Origin of the sequence: Pseudomonas sp. PDM19, from assembly GCF_014852215.1 — a bacterium.
Classification (GTDB): Bacteria; Pseudomonadota; Gammaproteobacteria; order Pseudomonadales; family Pseudomonadaceae; genus Pseudomonas.
Map to the genome: position 1 here is coordinate 1286004 of NZ_JACVBG010000003.1, position 16483 is coordinate 1302486.

Below are 16483 nucleotides of genomic sequence, written 5' to 3' on the forward strand. Positions count from 1 at the left end.
CGGTTGCCTGACTCAGGGAGCACGCGCATGAAACTGCTGGTGGTGGAAGACGAGGCGCTGTTGCGCCATCACCTGTATACCCGGCTCGGCGAGCAAGGCCATGTGGTCGATGCCGTCGCAAATGCCGAAGAGGCGCTGTACCGCGCCAGCGAATACCATCACGACCTGGCGATGATCGACCTCGGGTTACCGGGCATGAGCGGCCTGGACCTGATCCGCGAATTCCGCAGCCAGGGCAAGACCTTCCCCATTCTCATCCTCACCGCTCGCGGCAACTGGCAGGACAAGGTCGAAGGCCTGGCCGCCGGCGCCGACGACTACGTGGTCAAGCCCTTCCAGTTCGAAGAGCTGGAGGCCCGGCTGAACGCGCTGCTGCGCCGTTCCAGCGGCTTCGCCCAGTCGAGCATCGAGGCCGGCCCGCTGGTGCTGGACACCAACCGCAAGCAGGCGCTGGTCAACGGTGAGTCGCTGCAGCTGACGGCCTTCGAGTACCGCATCCTTGAATACCTCATGCGCCATCACCAGCAGGTGGTGGCCAAGGAGCGCCTGATCGAGCAGCTCTATCCGGACGACGACGAGCGCGATCCGAACGTCATTGAAGTGCTGGTCGGCCGCCTGCGCCGCAAGCTGGAGAGTGCCGCGGGCTTCAAGCCGATCGATACCGTGCGCGGCCAGGGCTATATCTTCAACGAGCTGTGTAAATGATCCGCTCGCTACGGCTGCGGCTGATGATCGGTGCGGCGATTCTCGCCGTGCTGTTCATGGCGGCGCTGCTGCCGGCTCTCCAGCGTGCGTTCAGCATCGCCCTGGAGAACGCCATCCAGCAGCGCCTGGCGGCGGACGTGGCGACCCTGGTGTCCTCGGCGCGCATCGAGGGCAATGTCCTGAGCATGCCCGAGCACCTGCCGGTGGAGGACTTCAACCTCCCCGAGTCCAAGTTGCTGGGCTTCATCTACGACCAGTCCGGCAGGCTGGTGTGGCGCTCCACCTCGGCCCAGGACGAGAGCGTCAGTTACTCGCCCAAGTACGACGGCCTGATCGACGAGTTCACCCGCATCCGCGACGCCACCGGCCAGGAGTTCTTCGTCTACGACGTGGAGATCGACCTGCTCGGTGGCAAGCGTGCGGCCTACAGCATCGTCACCATGCAGCCGGAAAGCGAGTTCCGCGAGCTGGTCAGCGGTTTCCGCGACCAGCTCTACCTCTGGCTGGGTGGCGCGCTGCTGCTGTTGCTGGGCCTGTTGTGGCTCGGCCTCGGCTGGGGCTTCCGCTCCATGCGCGGCCTGCGTTCGGAACTGGACCAGATCGAGACCGGCGACCGCGAGCGCCTGAGTGACGATCACCCCGCCGAGATGCTGCGCCTGACCGACTCGGTGAACCGCCTGCTGGAAAGCGAGCGAGCCCAGCGCGAGCGCTATCGCAACTCCCTGGGCGACCTTGCCCACAGCCTGAAGACGCCGCTGGCGGTGCTGCAGGGCGTCAGCGAAACCCTCGCCGACGAGCCGAAGAACCGCGAGCAGGTGCAGGTGCTGCAGACCCAGATCGAGCGCATGAGCCAGCAGATCGGCTACCAGTTGCAGCGTGCAACGATGCGCAAGAGCGGTCTGATCCGCCACCGCGCGGCACTCGACCCATTGCTGGACACCATCGGCGGTGCGCTGGACAAGGTCTACCGCGACAAGCGTGTGAAGCTGGAGCGGGAGATTCCGCCGGGCTTTTCCCTGCCGCTGGAGAAGGGCGCCCTGCTGGAGATGCTCGGCAACCTGCTGGAGAACGCCTACCGCCTGTGCCTGACCACGGTAAAGGTCAGCGCACGCAAGAACGGCCGGCTGTTCGAGCTGATCATCGAGGACGACGGCCCCGGCGTGCCGGCCAGCCAGCGCGAACGTATCCTCAAGCGCGGCGAGCGCCTGGACACCCAGCACCCCGGCCAGGGCATCGGCACGGCGGTGGTGAAGGACATCATCGACAGCTACGACGGCGAGCTGGCGCTGGAGGATTCCGCGCTGGGCGGGGCGTGTTTCCGCATTCGCCTGCCGGGGTAATCGGGAACCCGAACCGGAGTTTCGTTCTAGGTCGTAGGGCGCATAACGCGCCAGCGTTATCCGCCGCGAGAGCAATCGGCGGATAACCCGTTCCGGGTTATGCGCCCTACGGCCTGGGCGCAGGCGCTCCTACAGGTTGAAACCGAGCTATTCCCCCTGCTGCGCCCGGTAGGCCCCCGGCGTCAACCCCGTCCATTTCTTGAACGCCCGGTGGAACGCCGAAGGCTCGGAGAAACCGAGCTGGTCGGCGATGTCCTGGATCGAGAGCTCAGCGCGCCCCAGGTAGTAGATCGCCAGGTCGCGGCGCAACTGGTCCTTCAGCTCCTGGAAGTTCGGCCCTTCCTCGCGCAGGTGCCGGCGCAGGGTCTGCGGGCTCATGTGCAGTTGCGCGGCGACCTGTTCCAGGTCCGGCCAGCTGCGGCAGTCGCGGCCGAGCAGGCGGCGGATCTGGCTGGTCAGGCTGTCGCCGCCATCGGGGCGGGCGAGCAGGTCGGCGGGGGAATCCTTGAGGAAGTGCTTGAGCGTGCGCTCGTCCTGCAGCAGCGGCATGTCCAGGTAGCGCGCCTGCAGGAGCAGGCTGGTGCTGCCGGCGGAAAAGCGGCGAGGGCAGGGGAACAGCAGGTCGTACTCGGCCTGATGCTCGGGCGCCGGGTAGCTGAAGGTAGCTTCCTCCAGGCGGATGCGCTGGCCGATCAGCCAGCTGGCCAGGCGGTGCCAGATGAGCAGCAGGCTCTCGGCGAGGAAGTGGTCCGGGTCGCGCAGGTGCGTTTCATCCAGGGTCAGGCGGGCGCGGTCGCCGTCGCGCACCAGCTCGATCCGTGGCGCCTCGGGAAACAGTCCGTAGAACAGCGCGCCGCGTCCCAGAGCCTTTTCCAGCGTGCGGCAGTGGATGATCGCGTTGCACATCATGGCGAAGGTGCCGCGCTTGCTGGGCATGGCGCCGAAGCCCATGTACTCGTCGTCGAGCACTTCCCACAGGCGTTGCATCAGGCAGGTGAACTGCGACGGATCGATGCGTGCGCGGGGCTCGTCGAGGATGGCCGGGGCGATACCGGCGTCACGCAGCAGGACTTGGACATCCAGCCCCTTGCGCTGGGCCCCGTGGACGGCGGCGCGGACGAAATGGCTGGCAATGGTGCGTTCACGCATGAGCGGTCCTTGTTGTTCTGGCCGCACGTCCAACAGCCGCGCGGTTAACCCGATCGAACCTGATCGGAGTTCTACAATCTACGGTACGAAGGCCGTGGCGGATACCCGCCAGAGGGCGGGAAACCCGCCAGTACGGAGGCGGGTTTCCGCCATTTCTGAGGCCTTCCGTGCCGCGACTTTTTACGGAAGCTATTGAATTTAAAGGGATTACATATTTTTTAAAGGTCTGGCACAGCACTTGCCATATGCGATCAAGGCCTGCCTTCTGGCATGCCCTGAAAACAAATTCTCCCATTGCAGGGAGATAACGCGTTCGGTCTTGTGTTTCCTCCCAGGGAGCACTCGCCCGTGAGGACAGAGCTGCCATGACCAAGCAACCCTTCTACAAAAGCCTGTACGTGCAGGTACTGATCGCCATCGCCATCGGTATCGCACTCGGCCACTTCTACCCCGACACCGCCAAACTGATGAAGCCGCTGGGCGATGGCTTCGTCAAACTGATCAAGATGGCCATCGCGCCGATCATCTTCTGCACCGTGGTTACCGGCATCGCCGGCATGCAGAGCATGAAGGCCGTGGGCAAGACGGGCGGTATGGCGCTGCTGTACTTCGAAATCGTTTCCACCGTCGCGCTGATCATCGGCCTGGTCGTGGTCAACGTCGTCCAGCCGGGTGCCGGCATGCACGCCGACGTCGCCACGCTGACCGCCGAAATGAACAAGAACGCGGCGCTCACCGGCTTCATCGCTTCGGGCGAGAAGCAGAGCACCATCGACTTCTTCATGAACGTCATCCCCAGCACCGTGGTCGGCGCCTTCGCCAACGGTGACATCCTCCAGGTGCTGTTCTTCTCCGTGCTGTTCGGCTACGCGCTGCACCGCCTGGGTGACTACGGCAAGCCGGTGTTCGAGTTCATCGATCGCATCACCCACGTGATGTTCAACATCATCAACGTGATCATGAAGGTCGCTCCCATCGGTGCCTTCGGTGCCATGGCCTTCACCATTGGCGCCTATGGCCTCGGCTCGCTGGTGCAGCTGGGCCAGCTGATGCTGTGCTTCTACATCACCTGCCTGCTGTTCGTGCTGATCGTGCTGGGTGGCATCGCCCGCGCCCACGGCTTCAGCATCCTGCGCTTCATCTCCTACATCCGCGAAGAACTGCTGATCGTGCTGGGCACCTCGTCCTCCGAATCGGCCCTGCCGCGCATGATCGCCAAGATGGAGAAGCTGGGCGCCGACAAGAGCGTCGTCGGCCTGGTGATCCCCACTGGCTACTCGTTCAACCTGGACGGCACCTCGATCTACCTGACCATGGCTGCGGTGTTCATCGCCCAGGCCACCGATACCCCGATGGACATCACCCACCAGCTGACCCTGCTGGTCGTGCTGCTGATCGCCTCCAAGGGCGCTGCCGGCGTCACCGGTTCGGGCTTCATCGTGCTGGCCGCCACCCTGTCCGCCGTCGGCCACCTGCCGGTTGCCGGCCTGGCGCTGATCCTGGGTATCGACCGCTTCATGTCCGAGGCCCGCGCCCTGACCAACCTGGTCGGCAACGGCGTGGCCACCATCGTGGTCGCCAAGTGGTGCAAGCAGCTGGACGAGAAGACCCTGTCCACCGAACTGGCCGCCGGCCCGGGCAACTCCGCGGAGCTTCAGCCCTCCTGACGAGTTCCTCAACGAGCAATTCGGCCCGGTGAACGTGAAGCGCCGGAGCCTTTCCAGCCCGCTCGATTGAGCGGGCTTTTTTATGGGCGGGTGAAAGACGGCGGCTCTTCGTAGGAGCGAGGGGGCGCCAGCTCTTGCTCGCGAAGCCTTTCCCGGCAATTGCGGAGTGGGGCGGGTTCGCAAGCAAGGCCACGGCGGCGCGCATGGCCCAGCAGTTGTGGTTGGGATGGCCGTCGCCAGGCGACCGATCGCGGGCATGGCCCGCTCCTGCAGGGGGGGCTGGCGTGGGGCTATCCGGTGTGGTGTAGGAGCGAGCCATGCCCGCGACGCAAGGCGTCAGCCTTGCCGGACGGCAGATGGCACCCGGTGAGCGCAGGAGCGGTCTCCGTCCGCGTTAGGGGAGGCGTCAGCGAAGGGAGAACAATTCTGCGAATTCGAGCTGCCGGCGAGGAAATCGGGACGATCAAAGAATGATCTTGTCCTTGAGCTTCTCCGCCGCCTGCTGCAGCGCCTGGATGACTCGTTCCTTGTCGTAGTTCTGCACGTTGTTGGTGTCCAGGTACATGGAGAACCCCGGCACCTCGTGCTCGACGAAGCTGGGGTTGGAGCCCAGGTCGCGGCGGAAGTCGACCACCTGGTAGATCTGCACCGGCTTGCTGAAGCCCTTCACGGCGATCTGGCCCTTGTCGCGGCACATCAGCACGTCCTTGACCAGCGAGTAGGTCTCGTGGCTGATGAGGATCTCGCCGGCTTCGGCGGCGCTTTCCAGGCGGCTGGCGAGGTTCACTTCGCGGCCGATGATGGTGTAGTCCATGCGCGTGTCAGCGCCGAAGTTACCCACGGTGCAGTAGCCGGTGTTCAGGCCCATGCGCACTTCCAGCGGCTTGGTGATGCCCTGGGCGCGCCACTGCTGGCGCATGACCTTCATGTGCTTGCGCATGGCCACGGCCATGGACACGGCGGCCACGGCGTCTTTCTTCGCGCCCTGGGTGGCCGGGTCGCCGAAGAACACCATCACGCAGTCGCCGACGAACTTGTCGATGGTGCCGCCGTACTTCAGGGCGATCTTCGACATCTCGTTGAGGTAGTTGTTGAGCATGTCGGTAAGGGCTTCGGCTTCGAGCTCTTCGGACAGCTCGGTGAAGCCCTTGATGTCGGAGAAGAACACCGTGAGCTTCTTGCGCTGGGTCTCCAGGCGCACCGTGCGCTTGCCGCTGAAGATCGATTCCCACACCTGTGGCGACAGGTACTTGGCCAGGTTGCTGGCCAGGCGCGCGGCCTTTTCCTGCTCCAGGGTGATGTCCGAGCGGGCCTGGGCCAGGCGCAGGCCCTGCTGGTGCACGAAGAAGGCGGTGATGCAGATGTACAGGGTGGAGAACAGCACGCTGACCAGCGCGACGATGCTCGGCGTCTGGCCCTTGTAGGCCGGGGCGATCAGCGCGGCGCTGAGGACCGCGGCGCTCAGCGCCACCAGCAGTGCCAGGCCCAGGGAACGCAGGCCGCCGATGATCAGCGCGGAGAAGGCGAGGATCAGCACCAGCATCAGGCTGGGTACTTCGGAGAAGCCCAGCAGCGTGGTGGCGATGCCGGCGTGCAGGGCGTCGATGAACAGCAGTACCAGGCGGGTGCGTTGCGGGTTGTCACGCTTGAAGCGGCGGCTGACCTGCTGGGCGAGGTGCGGGTAGAGCAGGGCGTACGGGATCATCCAGAGGATCTCGTAGCCGAAGTACCTGGCGAAGGTGCCGGCGGTGATGGTCGCGGCGACGGCGATATACGCCAGCACGCGGGAATGGTATTCGCGCAGAGGGGCGGGGGTGAGCGGACTGCTGGAACGCTCGAGAACGTTAGGCTTCATGCGCAAGAAACTTCCCTGGTGCGCGTAGGCTCGTGGCCAATTGCGCGTCTGATTTTGGGAGGAATCTTATTCCATGCGCAGCCCCCGGGCCAGCGGCGGTTCGCCACTCTTCGTCGCGGACCGCCGGTCACCACGGGACCCTCAGGCCATCGTGCCGTCGGGCTTCTGGTAGATCGAGCGGCGGGGCTGGGCGAAGACCCGGCGCAGCATGGGTTCGAAGAACTCCAGGGGCAGCACTTCGCCGTCCGGATCGAAGGCGGCGGCGTCGTAGCGCGCGCAGAATTCGATGGTCTGCTCGAACTGCGGGTGGTCCTTGAACTGCTCGCGCAGGTGCCGGTCCAGGCCCAGGTGATGGAAGAAGTAGTAACCCTGGAAGATCGCGTGCTTCTCGATCATCCACAGGTTGGCCTCGCTGACGAACGGCTTGAGGATGGCCGCGGCGATGTCGGCGTGGTTGAACGAACCGAGCGTGTCGCCGATATCGTGGAGCAGGGCGCAGACCACGTACTCCTCGTCGCGACCGTCGCGGTGGGCCAGGGTGGCGGTCTGCAGCGAGTGGGTCAGGCGGTCCACCGGGAAGCCGCCGAAGTCGCCGTCGAGCAGGCGCAGGTGGGTCATGATCCGGTCGGGCAGAAGCGCGGCGTACTGGCCGAAGTCCTTGGCGATGATCGCCCAGTCCTCGGCGCTGCCGTCTTCCATGTGGGTGAAGTTGGCGCGTGCGTTCATCAGGCTGTGCTCTCTTGTGATTGTCGTGGCGTGTCTGGATGGCACGGGTCCAGTCTAGAAGCCTGACGGGCACGCGGTAGTGTCCGTGCAGCGCCAGCGGGGTGTCCCGGTGGGCGCGAATGGCTTGGCATCAGCCGCGCGGATGGCGGCTGCTCTGGCCTGAAGCGACGCTCAGGGATTCTGCGGGTCGTGCCCCAGCGACTGCAGGAACAGCGAGAACAGCTCCGGCTGCGAGGAGATGTCGAGCTTGTTGTACAGGTGGCGGCGGTGGACCTTGATGGTCTCCGGCGAGATCGCCAGGCGCTCGGCCATGGCCTTGGAGGAGTAACCCCGCAGGATCAGCCGGGCGATCTCCAGCTCACGCTCGGAAAGCACGCCGGCACCGAAGTGGCTCAGGGCGTCGCGCACCTGCACCGCCACACCGTCGGTTGTGCCCGGCAGCAGGCGCTGGCTGCGCTGTTGCCAGTGCTGCTGCATCAGTGCCAGCACCCAGGGGCAGAGCATCGCCAGCAGACCGGTCTGCTCGCCATCGAACAGCTGGCGCATACCCAGTGACAGCGACAGCGCGCCCTGGCCGGGAAGCTGGAGGATGAACTGCACCTCGTCCTCCAGCACGTTGTCGTGGAAGTAGCTGAGGAAGTACTCGCTCTGGCGGAACTGGTCCGGGGAGATTTCCTCCAGCCGGTACAGCCCGCTGGGCACGCCCTCGCGGCAGGCCTGGTAGAACGGGTCGAGCTGGAACAGGCCGTCGAGGTAGATGGCCATGGCGGCCGGGCCGGCGGTGGGCTCGGCGTCGTACTCCTCCAGCGCCACCGGGGTGCCGCTGGCCGGGTAGAACATCGCCAGAGCGTTGTCGAACGGCAACCACTGGTGCAGCAGCAGGACCAGTTGCTTCCAGAAGCGCGGCTGGCCGATCTGCTCGATGGCGCGGCCGAGGTTGGCGTGCATGCCGACCTCGCGGAACAGGGTGTGCATCGGCGGCGTTTCTCCGAAAGAGGCGGCGTGGGTTCGGCCCACGGTTTCCTCCTTTTACCGGTTCGCCGTCAAGGGGGCGTAACCCCAAATGGTGATTGGCCGCTTTGCCTGCCACGCACAGACTCAGCGCCACCTGACGCCCCGAGCAAGAGGGCGCAACAAGGTTTTCGTTCCTGCCTCAGCCACCAATAACAACACGAGGAAACAACGATATGAGCGCTTCCCCTGCGCCAGCGAGCGCGCTCAAGCCCAGCCTGGGCGTGCTCGACGTAGTCGCCATCACCGTCTCGGCGGTCACCCCCGCCAGCTCCGTTTTCGTCATCGCTCCCTTCGCCATCCAGCAGGCCGGCAGCGGCGCCTTCCTGGCCTTCGTCTTCGCCGGCTTCCTGGCCCTGATGTTCGCCTGGTGCTATGCCGAACTCGGCCGCGCGCACAGCTCCGCTGGCGGCGAGTATGTCTACGCCAAGCGCGTGTTCGGTGGCCTCGCCGGCTACGCCACCTTCCTTACCGTGCTGGTCTCGCTGCTGTTCATCCCGCCGGTACTGGCGACGGGCGCGGCGACCTACCTGAACAACGCCCTGGGGACGAGCTTCGACACCCAGACCGTCGCCCTGGTGATAGTCGCCGCCAGCTACGTGCTGGGCATCCTCAACATCCGCGTGAACGCCTGGATCACCGGCGTGTTCCTGCTCTGCGAAGTGGCGGCGCTGCTGGTGATCGTGGTGCTCGGCTTCGGCCACGTCAGCCAGCCGGTGAGCGTGCTGGTGCAGCCACAGCACATCGACGGCGGGATACTGGCCGCTGCGCCCTGGGCGCTGGTGATCGGCGCCGTGGGCACCGCGCTGTTCTCCTACAACGGCTTCGGCGGCGCGGTACTGCTGGCCGAGGACATGAAGTGCGGCGGGCGCAACGTGCACCGCGCGGTGATCTGGTCGCTGGTGCTGGTGGTGGCGATCGAGATCGTCCCGCTGACCGCGCTGCTGCTGGGCGCGCCTTCGCTGAAGGACATGATCGCCAGCCCCGATCCGGTCGGCTACCTGCTCACCGCCCACGGCAATGCAACGCTGTCGCGGCTGGTCAGCGCCGGCATCTTCCTCTCGGTGTTCAACGCCATCGTCGCCATCGTCATCCAGGTCGGTCGGGTGATCTTCAGCAGCGGCCGCGACGAGCTGTGGACGCCATTGATGAACCGCGCCTTCACCCGCATCCACCCGCGCTGGGAATCGCCGTGGATCGCCACGCTGTTCCTCGGCGTGCCCTCGGCGGCGCTGAGCTTCAGCTCGAACCTGGAGGAGCTGACCTCCTTCACCGTACTGCTGCTGGTGATGGTCTACCTGGTGGTGGCGCTCTGCGCGCTGTTCAGCCGCGTACTGCGCCGCGACCGTGAACACCCTTACCGCATGCCGCTGTGGCCGCTGCCGGCGATGCTGGCGGTGGTCGGCGCCGGCTACCTGTTGCTCAACCTGCTACTGGACGCCTCTTCGCGGGACGTCATGATCATTGTCGGGATACTGGCCGTGTCGGTGATTCTCTACAGCACCTACGGCAAGCTCAGTCCGGCCTTCCAGAAGCTCTGATACCCCTCCAAGGAGACAGCATGCGCGCTCGTCAACTCGGCATCACCCTCGGCCTGGGTACTCCCGGCGAGTTCAACGCTATCACCGATGTTCCCGGCATCCGCGTCGGCCACAGCACCCTGATCGGCGAGCATGACGGCAAGGCCGTGCGCACCGGTGTCACGGTAGTGCAACCCCGTGACGGCGCAGCGCGTCAGCAACCCTGCTTCGCCGGCTGCCATGTGCTCAATGGCAACGGCGACGCCACCGGGCTTGAGTGGATTCGCGAGGCAGGGCTGCTGACCACGCCCATCGCCATCACCAACACCCACAGCGTGGGCACGGTGCGCGATGCGCTGATCGCCGCCGAACATGCCGAACTGGCGGACCCGTCCATCTACTGGTGCATGCCGGTGGTGATGGAAACCTACGACGGGCTGCTCAACGACATCTGGGGCCAGCACATCGGCGCCGAACAGGTGCGCGAGGCGCTGGCCGCGGCTGAATCCGGTCCGGTGCGGGAGGGGCCGGTGGGCGGCGGCACGGGGATGATCTGCCACGAGTTCAAGGGCGGCATTGGCACCTCCTCGCGCAAGCTGCCGATGGAGCAGGGCGGCTGGACCGTGGGCGCGCTGGTACAGGCCAACCATGGCCAGCGTCGCGAGTTGCGGGTGGATGGTTACCCGGTCGGCCGCCAGCTGGGTGACCTGCCGTCACCCTTCGCCGAGCAGGGCACGCCGGGCATGGGCTCCATCGTGGTGATCCTCGCCACTGACGCGCCGCTGTTGCCGCACCAGTGCCAGCGCCTGGCGCAGCGTGCTTCGCTGGGGATCGCCCGCACGGGGGGCGGCACCGACGACTCCAGCGGCGACATCTTCCTGGCCTTCGCCACCGGCAACCGCGACCTGCCGCCGGCAGACTATGGGCGCAAGGACCTGCCTTTCGCCACGGCGCTGGAAATGCTCAACAACGACCACATCTCGCCGCTGTTCTCCGCCGCCGCCGAGGCAGTGGAGGAAGCCATCGTCAACGTGCTGCTGGCCGGCAAGGACATGCGCACCGATGACGGCGTGCTGGTGCCGGCGTTGAGTGGGGAGCGCCTGCTGGCAGCGTTGCGCGAGGTCGGTTGGAAGGGATGACGTGACGTATTTGCAGGATGTGTAGGAGCGAGCTTGCTCGCGAACGGATTTTCCGGCAGATCCAGAGCTGGGCGGGTTCGCGAGCAAGCTCGCTCCTACGAAAAACAGTTGGCGGCGAGCATCCCTGTAGGAGCGGGCCGCTTATTAGAAATGCAGGGGCGCGATCGCGCGCATGGCGCGCTCCTGCAGGGGAATGCCGTGCCATGAAAAAAGCCGGAGCTGCTGGGCAGCTCCGGCTTTCATTTTCGCGCCGTCAGCGCCAACCGCGGCTACGGCCGATGGCATCGCTGAAGCGCGCCTGCCATTGCTCCGCGGTCGCCTTGTCGATCTTCGGGCGGAACTCGGTGCAGGTGTTGCGCGGAGCTTTCAGCTCAACGCCCAGGCCGCGCGCCGCCAGCGCAGCACAGCCGAACGCGGTGAGCTCGTCGAAGCGTTGCGTGGTGATGTGGCGCTGCAGAATATCGGCGAGGAACTGTGCGAAGTAGGGACTCCGGGCCAGGCCGCCGTCGATGGAGAGGCGGTCGGTGACGGTCAGGAAACCATCCATCGAGCGGATCACCTCCGCGCTGCGCAGGGCGACGCCCTCCAGCAGTGCCTGGCACATGTCCTCGCGGGTGGTGGCGGCGTTCATGCCCAGCCAGAGTGCTCCGGCGCTGCGGTCCCAGTGCGGACAGGCGAGCCCGGACAACGCAGGGACAAACGCCAGCCCGCGACTGATGGCTGCCGGCTGGTCGAATCCGGCGAGCTCGGAGACATCGCTGAACAACCCCAGCCGCCCGGCCCACTCGACGGCGGCGCTGGCGTCGTACACGCCGCCATCCATGGCATAGACGGGTTTGCCGTCGAGCTGCCAGGCGATGGTGGCGAGCAGGCCGTTTTCCGGCGAACGAATGATGCGGTCGCCGCTGAGCGTCAGAGCGAAGGCGCCGGTGCCGAAGGTGATCTTGGCATCGCCGGGCTGGCGGCAGCCATGCCCGTAAAGGGACGCTTGCTGGTCGACCACCGAGGCGGTCACCGGCGTCACACCGATGTCGCCGAAGTACCCGACGGTATCGCGGATTTCCGGCAGCGCCTCGATCGGCACGCCGAACAGGGCGCACAAGTCCGGGTCCCATTGCCCGCTGGAGAGATTCATCAGCGAGGTGCGTGAAGCAGTGGTGACGTCCGTGGCGTAAACCCCGGTCAGGCGGTCGAGGAACCAGGCATCGCTGGTGCCCAGGCGCAGTCGCCCTGTCGCCAGCGCGTCACGCGCGGCGGGCAGATGCTCGATGATCCAGGCCAGCTTGCTGGCCGAGAAGTAGGCGTCCAGCGGCAGGCCTGCCCGCTCCAGCGTCAGTGCTTCGCCGCCCTGGGCGCGCAGCTCCTCGATGCGCCCGGTGGTGCGGTTGTCCTGCCAGACGATCAGGGGCGAAAGCGGCTCACCGCTGCGAGCATCCCAGGCCATGCAGCTTTCGCCCTGGTTGGCCAGGCCGATGGCGTCGATCGGGCCTGCAGCCTCCAGACAGCTCTGCAGATTGGCCAGCAGCTCCAGCGGGTCGTGCTCGACCCAGCCGGACTGCGGGTGGTGCTGCCGATGCCGCAAGGCCAGATGAATGTCGGCCGAGCCATCCTGGCCGGTGACCAGAACGCGGGTACTGGTGGTTCCCTGGTCGAGTGCTGCAATGCGCATGGCGTGCTCTCTTGGACGATGTTCAGCGTGGCAGGAAGGCGATGTCGAGGCGCTGGGCGCTCGCGCTCAGCGGAAGCTCGCCCAGCGGGATCAGCAGGCGTCGCTCCGGCAGGCAGGAGGTCCGGCGGCGCCAGATCTCGCGGCCATCCAGGCAGACCTGCAGCTCGCCGCTGACGGCCTGGTCCACGCGCAATTGCAACTGCTGCAGGCCGACCTTGTCGCTGGGTACCAGGCGCTGCGGCACGCAGAGCTTCAGGGGCGCCGAGCACTTCACGGTAATGAAGTCGCCGGGAGCCGGTAGCGACCGCTGGATATCTTCGGCAATCAGCCCGGCAAGCCGCTTGCCTTCGCGATACGACCAGCCAGCCGTCTCGATAGGGCGCAGCAGGTTGCCGGCGGCGAAGTAGCTGGTGTCGGAGCAGCGCCCGAACTGGTCGATGCTCGGGCCGCCGCTGGCCGGGTCCAGGTGCAGGTGGCTCAGGCGCACCAGGCTGGACTCCGGGGTGAAGCGCCCGGTCAGCAGCACGCCATCGCATTCGATCTCGCGGATACTGCCGTCGGCCTGCCGTACCCGCGCGGACTCCACGCGGCCGGCTCCCTGGATGTCCAGCAGCTCGCAGCCGAAGTGCATCGGCACGCCGCAGAGTTTCGGGAACAGGCCCAGCGGCCAGCGTGCGGTGGCGCGGTCACGTTCCTCGATCATCGCCACCGGACGGATGCCGGCGCGCCGGCAGCTGAGGACCGATGACAGGCTGACCAGTTCGGTGCCGACGATCAGCGGGCGTTCGAAAGGCTTGAGCCCTTGCAGGTAGAGGTAGGATTGCAGGGCGCCGGTATTGATCACGCCCAAGGGGCGGTCACCGCCGACCAGGCGTGCCGAGCGGGGCGTCTCCCGCGCGCCGGTGGCCAGCAGGACGCGCCTGGCCTCCACCTTCAGCGGGCCCTCCGGGGTGGCGACTTCCAGATGCCCCAGCAGCCCCAGGCTGACGACGCTGTGGCGCAGGCGGATGTCCACTCCGGCATTTCGGGCGGTCTCGGCATTGAAACGGGCATAGGCGGGGCCGGTCAGCAACCGGCCATATTCGCGAAAACCGAAGGGCGGATGAGCGCAGTGGCGTGGAATGCCGCCGGCTTCGCTCTCGCGCTCCAGTACCATGACCCGGGCAACACCCAGGCGCTTGAGTTCGATGGCGGCAGCCAGGCCCGCCGGGCCGGAGCCGATGATGGCGACGTCGGTGGTCTCAGTGCGGTTCATGGCAGGCCCCGGTGGCAAGTGGCAGGGCCAGTCGGCCCGCGCTCAGTTCGGCAACCCGCGCGCCGCAGTAGAAGCCCTGGCAACGCCCCATGCAGGCACGGGTGCGCCGTTTCAGTCCGCCGAAGTCTCCCGGAGGCAGCGGGGCGTCGAGCGCCTCGCGGATCTCCCGTTCGGTGACCATTTCGCAGTGGCAGACAATTTCCCCATAGCCGGCTCGCTGCCAGTCGCGCGGCAGGTGTTCGGCGAGGTTGGGCAGCTGCGGCCACTGGAGGTCGCCCGGCGGTACATGGGTTTGCCGCTGGGCATAGAGTCGATGGACATGCCGGGCGATACCCAGCGCCGCCGTGAGGCCGGTGGAGCGAATGCCGCCGACGGTGATCCAGTGGCGCTCGGGCAGATCACGAATGCGGTACTCCTTCTTGTCGCTGGCGGGGCGCAGCCCGGCGTAGGTCGCGGTGACCGGCATGCCGACGAGACCGGGAATGCGCTGCTCGGCGGCCTCCATCAGGTGTTGCAGGGTTGGCGTTTCCAGGCCAGCGTGTACGCGATCGTCCTGCTCCTCGGCGGTCGGCCCGACCAGCAGGTTGCCGAAGATGGTGCGGGTGAACACGATGCCTTTGGTGCGCTCGTTGGGCACCGGCAGGATGATGTGATTGATCAGGCTTGAGGCCGCCTTGTCGTACACCACGAACTGACCCTTGCGGGGATGGATGCGGAAGGCTGCCTCGCCCAGCAGGCGCTCTTCGAGTACATCACCGAACAGGCCGGCGCAGTTGATCACGGTGCGGGCCTTCAGCGTGCTGTCGGCCGAACGCAGGGACCAGCACTCGCCATCGAACTCGCCGCCGAGGATTTCCGTGCCCAGGCGAACCTCGGCGCCATGCAACACGGCTTGGCGCAGGTAGGCCAGCGGTGCGGACCAGGGGTCGATGAGGTGTTCGCCGGGAACCCGCACGGCAGCCAGCGCGCTGCGCGCCAGCGCGGGTTCATAGGTGAGCAGTTCCCTGCCGTCGACCCTGACCGTGTCCATGACGCCATTGGCGTGGGCCTGGGCGACTATGCCGTCGAGCCGGGCGAGGTCTTCTTCGCTCCAGGCCACCACCAGGGCTCCGGTTTCCAGCAGGGGCAGATTCATCTTGCGGTGAATCTCCAGGTACTCTTGGTAACCCTCCTGCATGCAGGCCAGTTCGACGCTGCCCGGCGGCGCATCGAAGCCGGTGTGGAGGATCGCGCTGTTGCCCTTGCTGGCCCCTGAGAGGATATCGGCGCCACGCTCCAGCAGCACCACTCGCGCACCCTCGAGGGTGAAGCGGCGCGCCATGGCGCAGCCCACTACACCGCCACCTATGACGGCGATGTCGAAGGCCGTTTCGGCCTTCGCGGTATGATCGGTCATTTTATTGACTGTTTCCTGTGGTAACACTCCCATTTTAGGAGGTTTTGTTACCGTATTAGCGGAATTGTGTTGAGATTATGTTGTTTTAATGTGGCTTTTAATTTCAACTCAGTCAACAGCCGATCATTCCCTTCGCCTCAGGCACCGCTCAGCTGATCGGGTTGCGAACGGGCGGCACGTGGATCTCGACACCCGCTTCCTGCAAGGCTTCGAGCAGCGCGCCAGTCGGCGAGCGGTCCACTACCAGGCGGTCGATCCGGTTCAGGGGAAACACCTTGAACAGTGCGCGACGTCCCATTTTCGAGGAGTCGGCAATCACCGTCAGGGTACGCACCTGGGCAATCATGGCGCGCGCCACTTCGGCCTCCTCGATGGAGAAGTCCATGGCGCCGTCACAGTCCAGGGCGCCGATGGTGATCACCGCGTGCTCGGCGTTGAACCGGCTGATCTGCTCCAGCGCCAGGGCGCCGACGTTCTGCTGCGATTCGCTGCGGAATTCGCCGCCGATCATGAACACCCGATTGCCGGACGCCGCCGCCTCGTTGGCGATCAGCAGCGAGTTGGTGATGACCGTCAGGCGATTGAGCCGCGCCAGTTCCCTCCCCAGCAGCAGTGTGGTGGTGCCGGTATCGACGAAGATGCTGTCGCCGGGAGCGAACAGGCCGGCCGTGTAGCGCGCCACCGCGCGCTTTTCCTGGGCATGCTCGTTCAGTCGGGTCTGGAAGGCGTTCTCGTGCTCGCCACTGGGAGGCAGCGAGGCGCCGCCATGGAACTTGGTGACGTGGCCACCGGCGGCGAGTTCGGCGAGGTCGCGGCGAATGGTTTCCTGGGATGTGGCGAGCAGGTGCGCCAGTTCATCCACCGACACGCGTTCGCGTTGGCGGAGCAGTTCGAGAATCTGTTGCCGTCTTTCATTGGGGCGCATGCGCCGTTCTCCGGATCATTGTCTTGCCACCCACTGGGGCCGTGACTGTTACCAAGGCACACCATTGGGGCGCCGGGCCAGCCGCGCTTTGCACCAGGTGGGGTGTGCAAGACATGTCTTCTGTAC

The 16483-nt window shown here is 66.0% G+C and carries 13 protein-coding genes; 5 read left to right on the forward strand and 8 right to left on the reverse strand.

Annotation, left to right across the window (positions count from 1 at the left end):
* The first annotated feature begins 27 nt into the window (after positions 1-27).
* Both IB273_RS21875 and IB273_RS21880 read left to right on the forward strand, forming a co-directional pair.
* Positions 28-705 carry a response regulator gene (locus IB273_RS21875; protein ID WP_151186432.1) on the forward strand — a complete coding sequence of 226 codons (678 nt, stop codon included), beginning with the start codon at positions 28-30 and terminating at the stop codon, positions 703-705.
* The gene (locus IB273_RS21880) at positions 702-2045 is read left to right on the forward strand and encodes an ATP-binding protein (RefSeq protein ID WP_192225009.1); all 1344 of its coding nucleotides are present in this window, start codon (positions 702-704) and stop codon (positions 2043-2045) included. Before IB273_RS21875 ends, IB273_RS21880 begins: the two co-directional genes overlap by 4 nt.
* Positions 2046-2192: 147 nt before the next feature.
* Here IB273_RS21880 and IB273_RS21885 read toward each other — a convergent pair whose 3' ends face one another.
* Entirely contained in the window at positions 2193-3194 is a 1002-nt protein-coding gene (locus IB273_RS21885; protein ID WP_151186434.1) for an AraC family transcriptional regulator, read from the reverse strand.
* A gap of 365 nt (positions 3195-3559) precedes the next feature.
* Between IB273_RS21885 and IB273_RS21890 the strand changes: the two genes are divergently transcribed.
* Positions 3560-4861: a dicarboxylate/amino acid:cation symporter gene (locus tag IB273_RS21890; protein ID WP_081518078.1), complete on the forward strand. Its 1302-nt coding sequence runs from the start codon at positions 3560-3562 to the stop codon at positions 4859-4861.
* A gap of 463 nt (positions 4862-5324) precedes the next feature.
* Here the strand turns inward: IB273_RS21890 and IB273_RS21895 are convergent, their stop codons facing one another.
* The 3 genes from IB273_RS21895 to IB273_RS21905 all read right to left on the reverse strand — a co-directional run bounded on the left by IB273_RS21895 (position 5325) and on the right by IB273_RS21905 (position 8417).
* Complete coding sequence (locus IB273_RS21895; protein WP_081518079.1) at positions 5325-6716, reverse strand: adenylate/guanylate cyclase domain-containing protein; 1392 nt, start codon at positions 6714-6716, stop codon at positions 5325-5327.
* Between the two features lie 141 nt (positions 6717-6857).
* Positions 6858-7442, reverse strand: coding sequence for an HD domain-containing protein (locus IB273_RS21900; RefSeq protein ID WP_081518080.1), 585 nt, complete (start codon positions 7440-7442; stop codon positions 6858-6860).
* Positions 7443-7613: 171 nt separating this feature from the next.
* Positions 7614-8417: a helix-turn-helix transcriptional regulator gene (locus tag IB273_RS21905; RefSeq protein WP_192210361.1), complete on the reverse strand. Its 804-nt coding sequence runs from the start codon at positions 8415-8417 to the stop codon at positions 7614-7616.
* A gap of 212 nt (positions 8418-8629) precedes the next feature.
* Here IB273_RS21905 and IB273_RS21910 point away from each other — a divergent pair, with 212 nt between their 5' ends.
* Positions 8630-9994 carry an APC family permease gene (locus IB273_RS21910; protein ID WP_192225010.1) on the forward strand — a complete coding sequence of 455 codons (1365 nt, stop codon included), beginning with the start codon at positions 8630-8632 and terminating at the stop codon, positions 9992-9994.
* Between the two features lie 20 nt (positions 9995-10014).
* Entirely contained in the window at positions 10015-11112 is a 1098-nt protein-coding gene (locus IB273_RS21915) for a P1 family peptidase (RefSeq protein ID WP_151186437.1), read from the forward strand.
* 253 nt (positions 11113-11365) lie between these two features.
* Here the strand turns inward: IB273_RS21915 and IB273_RS21920 are convergent, their stop codons facing one another.
* The 4 genes from IB273_RS21920 to IB273_RS21935 form a co-directional block, all read right to left on the reverse strand.
* Positions 11366-12781 (reverse strand): FGGY-family carbohydrate kinase, encoded by a 1416-nt coding sequence (locus IB273_RS21920; RefSeq protein ID WP_151186438.1) that lies wholly within the window; start codon positions 12779-12781, stop codon positions 11366-11368.
* A 22-nt stretch (positions 12782-12803) separates the two neighbouring features.
* A complete protein-coding gene (locus tag IB273_RS21925) occupies positions 12804-14036 on the reverse strand; it encodes an NAD(P)/FAD-dependent oxidoreductase (RefSeq protein WP_192225011.1) in 1233 nt (410 codons plus the stop codon).
* Positions 14023-15432, reverse strand: coding sequence for an NAD(P)/FAD-dependent oxidoreductase (locus tag IB273_RS21930; RefSeq protein WP_192225012.1), 1410 nt, complete (start codon positions 15430-15432; stop codon positions 14023-14025). Before IB273_RS21930 ends, IB273_RS21925 begins: the two co-directional genes overlap by 14 nt.
* 148 nt (positions 15433-15580) lie before the next feature.
* A complete protein-coding gene (locus IB273_RS21935; RefSeq protein WP_081518087.1) occupies positions 15581-16357 on the reverse strand; it encodes a DeoR/GlpR family DNA-binding transcription regulator in 777 nt (258 codons plus the stop codon).
* Positions 16358-16483: the final 126 nt, after the last annotated feature.

Coding starts and splice junctions, on each gene's coding strand:
- IB273_RS21875 (WP_151186432.1), top strand. CDS start 28: ATGAAACTGCTGGTGGTGGAAGACGAGGCGCTGTTGCGCCATCACCTG.
- IB273_RS21880 (WP_192225009.1), top strand. CDS start 702: ATGATCCGCTCGCTACGGCTGCGGCTGATGATCGGTGCGGCGATTCTC.
- IB273_RS21885 (WP_151186434.1), bottom strand. CDS start 3,194: ATGCGTGAACGCACCATTGCCAGCCATTTCGTCCGCGCCGCCGTCCAC.
- IB273_RS21890 (WP_081518078.1), top strand. CDS start 3,560: ATGACCAAGCAACCCTTCTACAAAAGCCTGTACGTGCAGGTACTGATC.
- IB273_RS21895 (WP_081518079.1), bottom strand. CDS start 6,716: ATGAAGCCTAACGTTCTCGAGCGTTCCAGCAGTCCGCTCACCCCCGCC.
- IB273_RS21900 (WP_081518080.1), bottom strand. CDS start 7,442: ATGAACGCACGCGCCAACTTCACCCACATGGAAGACGGCAGCGCCGAG.
- IB273_RS21905 (WP_192210361.1), bottom strand. CDS start 8,417: ATGCACACCCTGTTCCGCGAGGTCGGCATGCACGCCAACCTCGGCCGC.
- IB273_RS21910 (WP_192225010.1), top strand. CDS start 8,630: ATGAGCGCTTCCCCTGCGCCAGCGAGCGCGCTCAAGCCCAGCCTGGGC.
- IB273_RS21915 (WP_151186437.1), top strand. CDS start 10,015: ATGCGCGCTCGTCAACTCGGCATCACCCTCGGCCTGGGTACTCCCGGC.
- IB273_RS21920 (WP_151186438.1), bottom strand. CDS start 12,781: ATGCGCATTGCAGCACTCGACCAGGGAACCACCAGTACCCGCGTTCTG.
- IB273_RS21925 (WP_192225011.1), bottom strand. CDS start 14,036: ATGAACCGCACTGAGACCACCGACGTCGCCATCATCGGCTCCGGCCCG.
- IB273_RS21930 (WP_192225012.1), bottom strand. CDS start 15,432: ATGACCGATCATACCGCGAAGGCCGAAACGGCCTTCGACATCGCCGTC.
- IB273_RS21935 (WP_081518087.1), bottom strand. CDS start 16,357: ATGCGCCCCAATGAAAGACGGCAACAGATTCTCGAACTGCTCCGCCAA.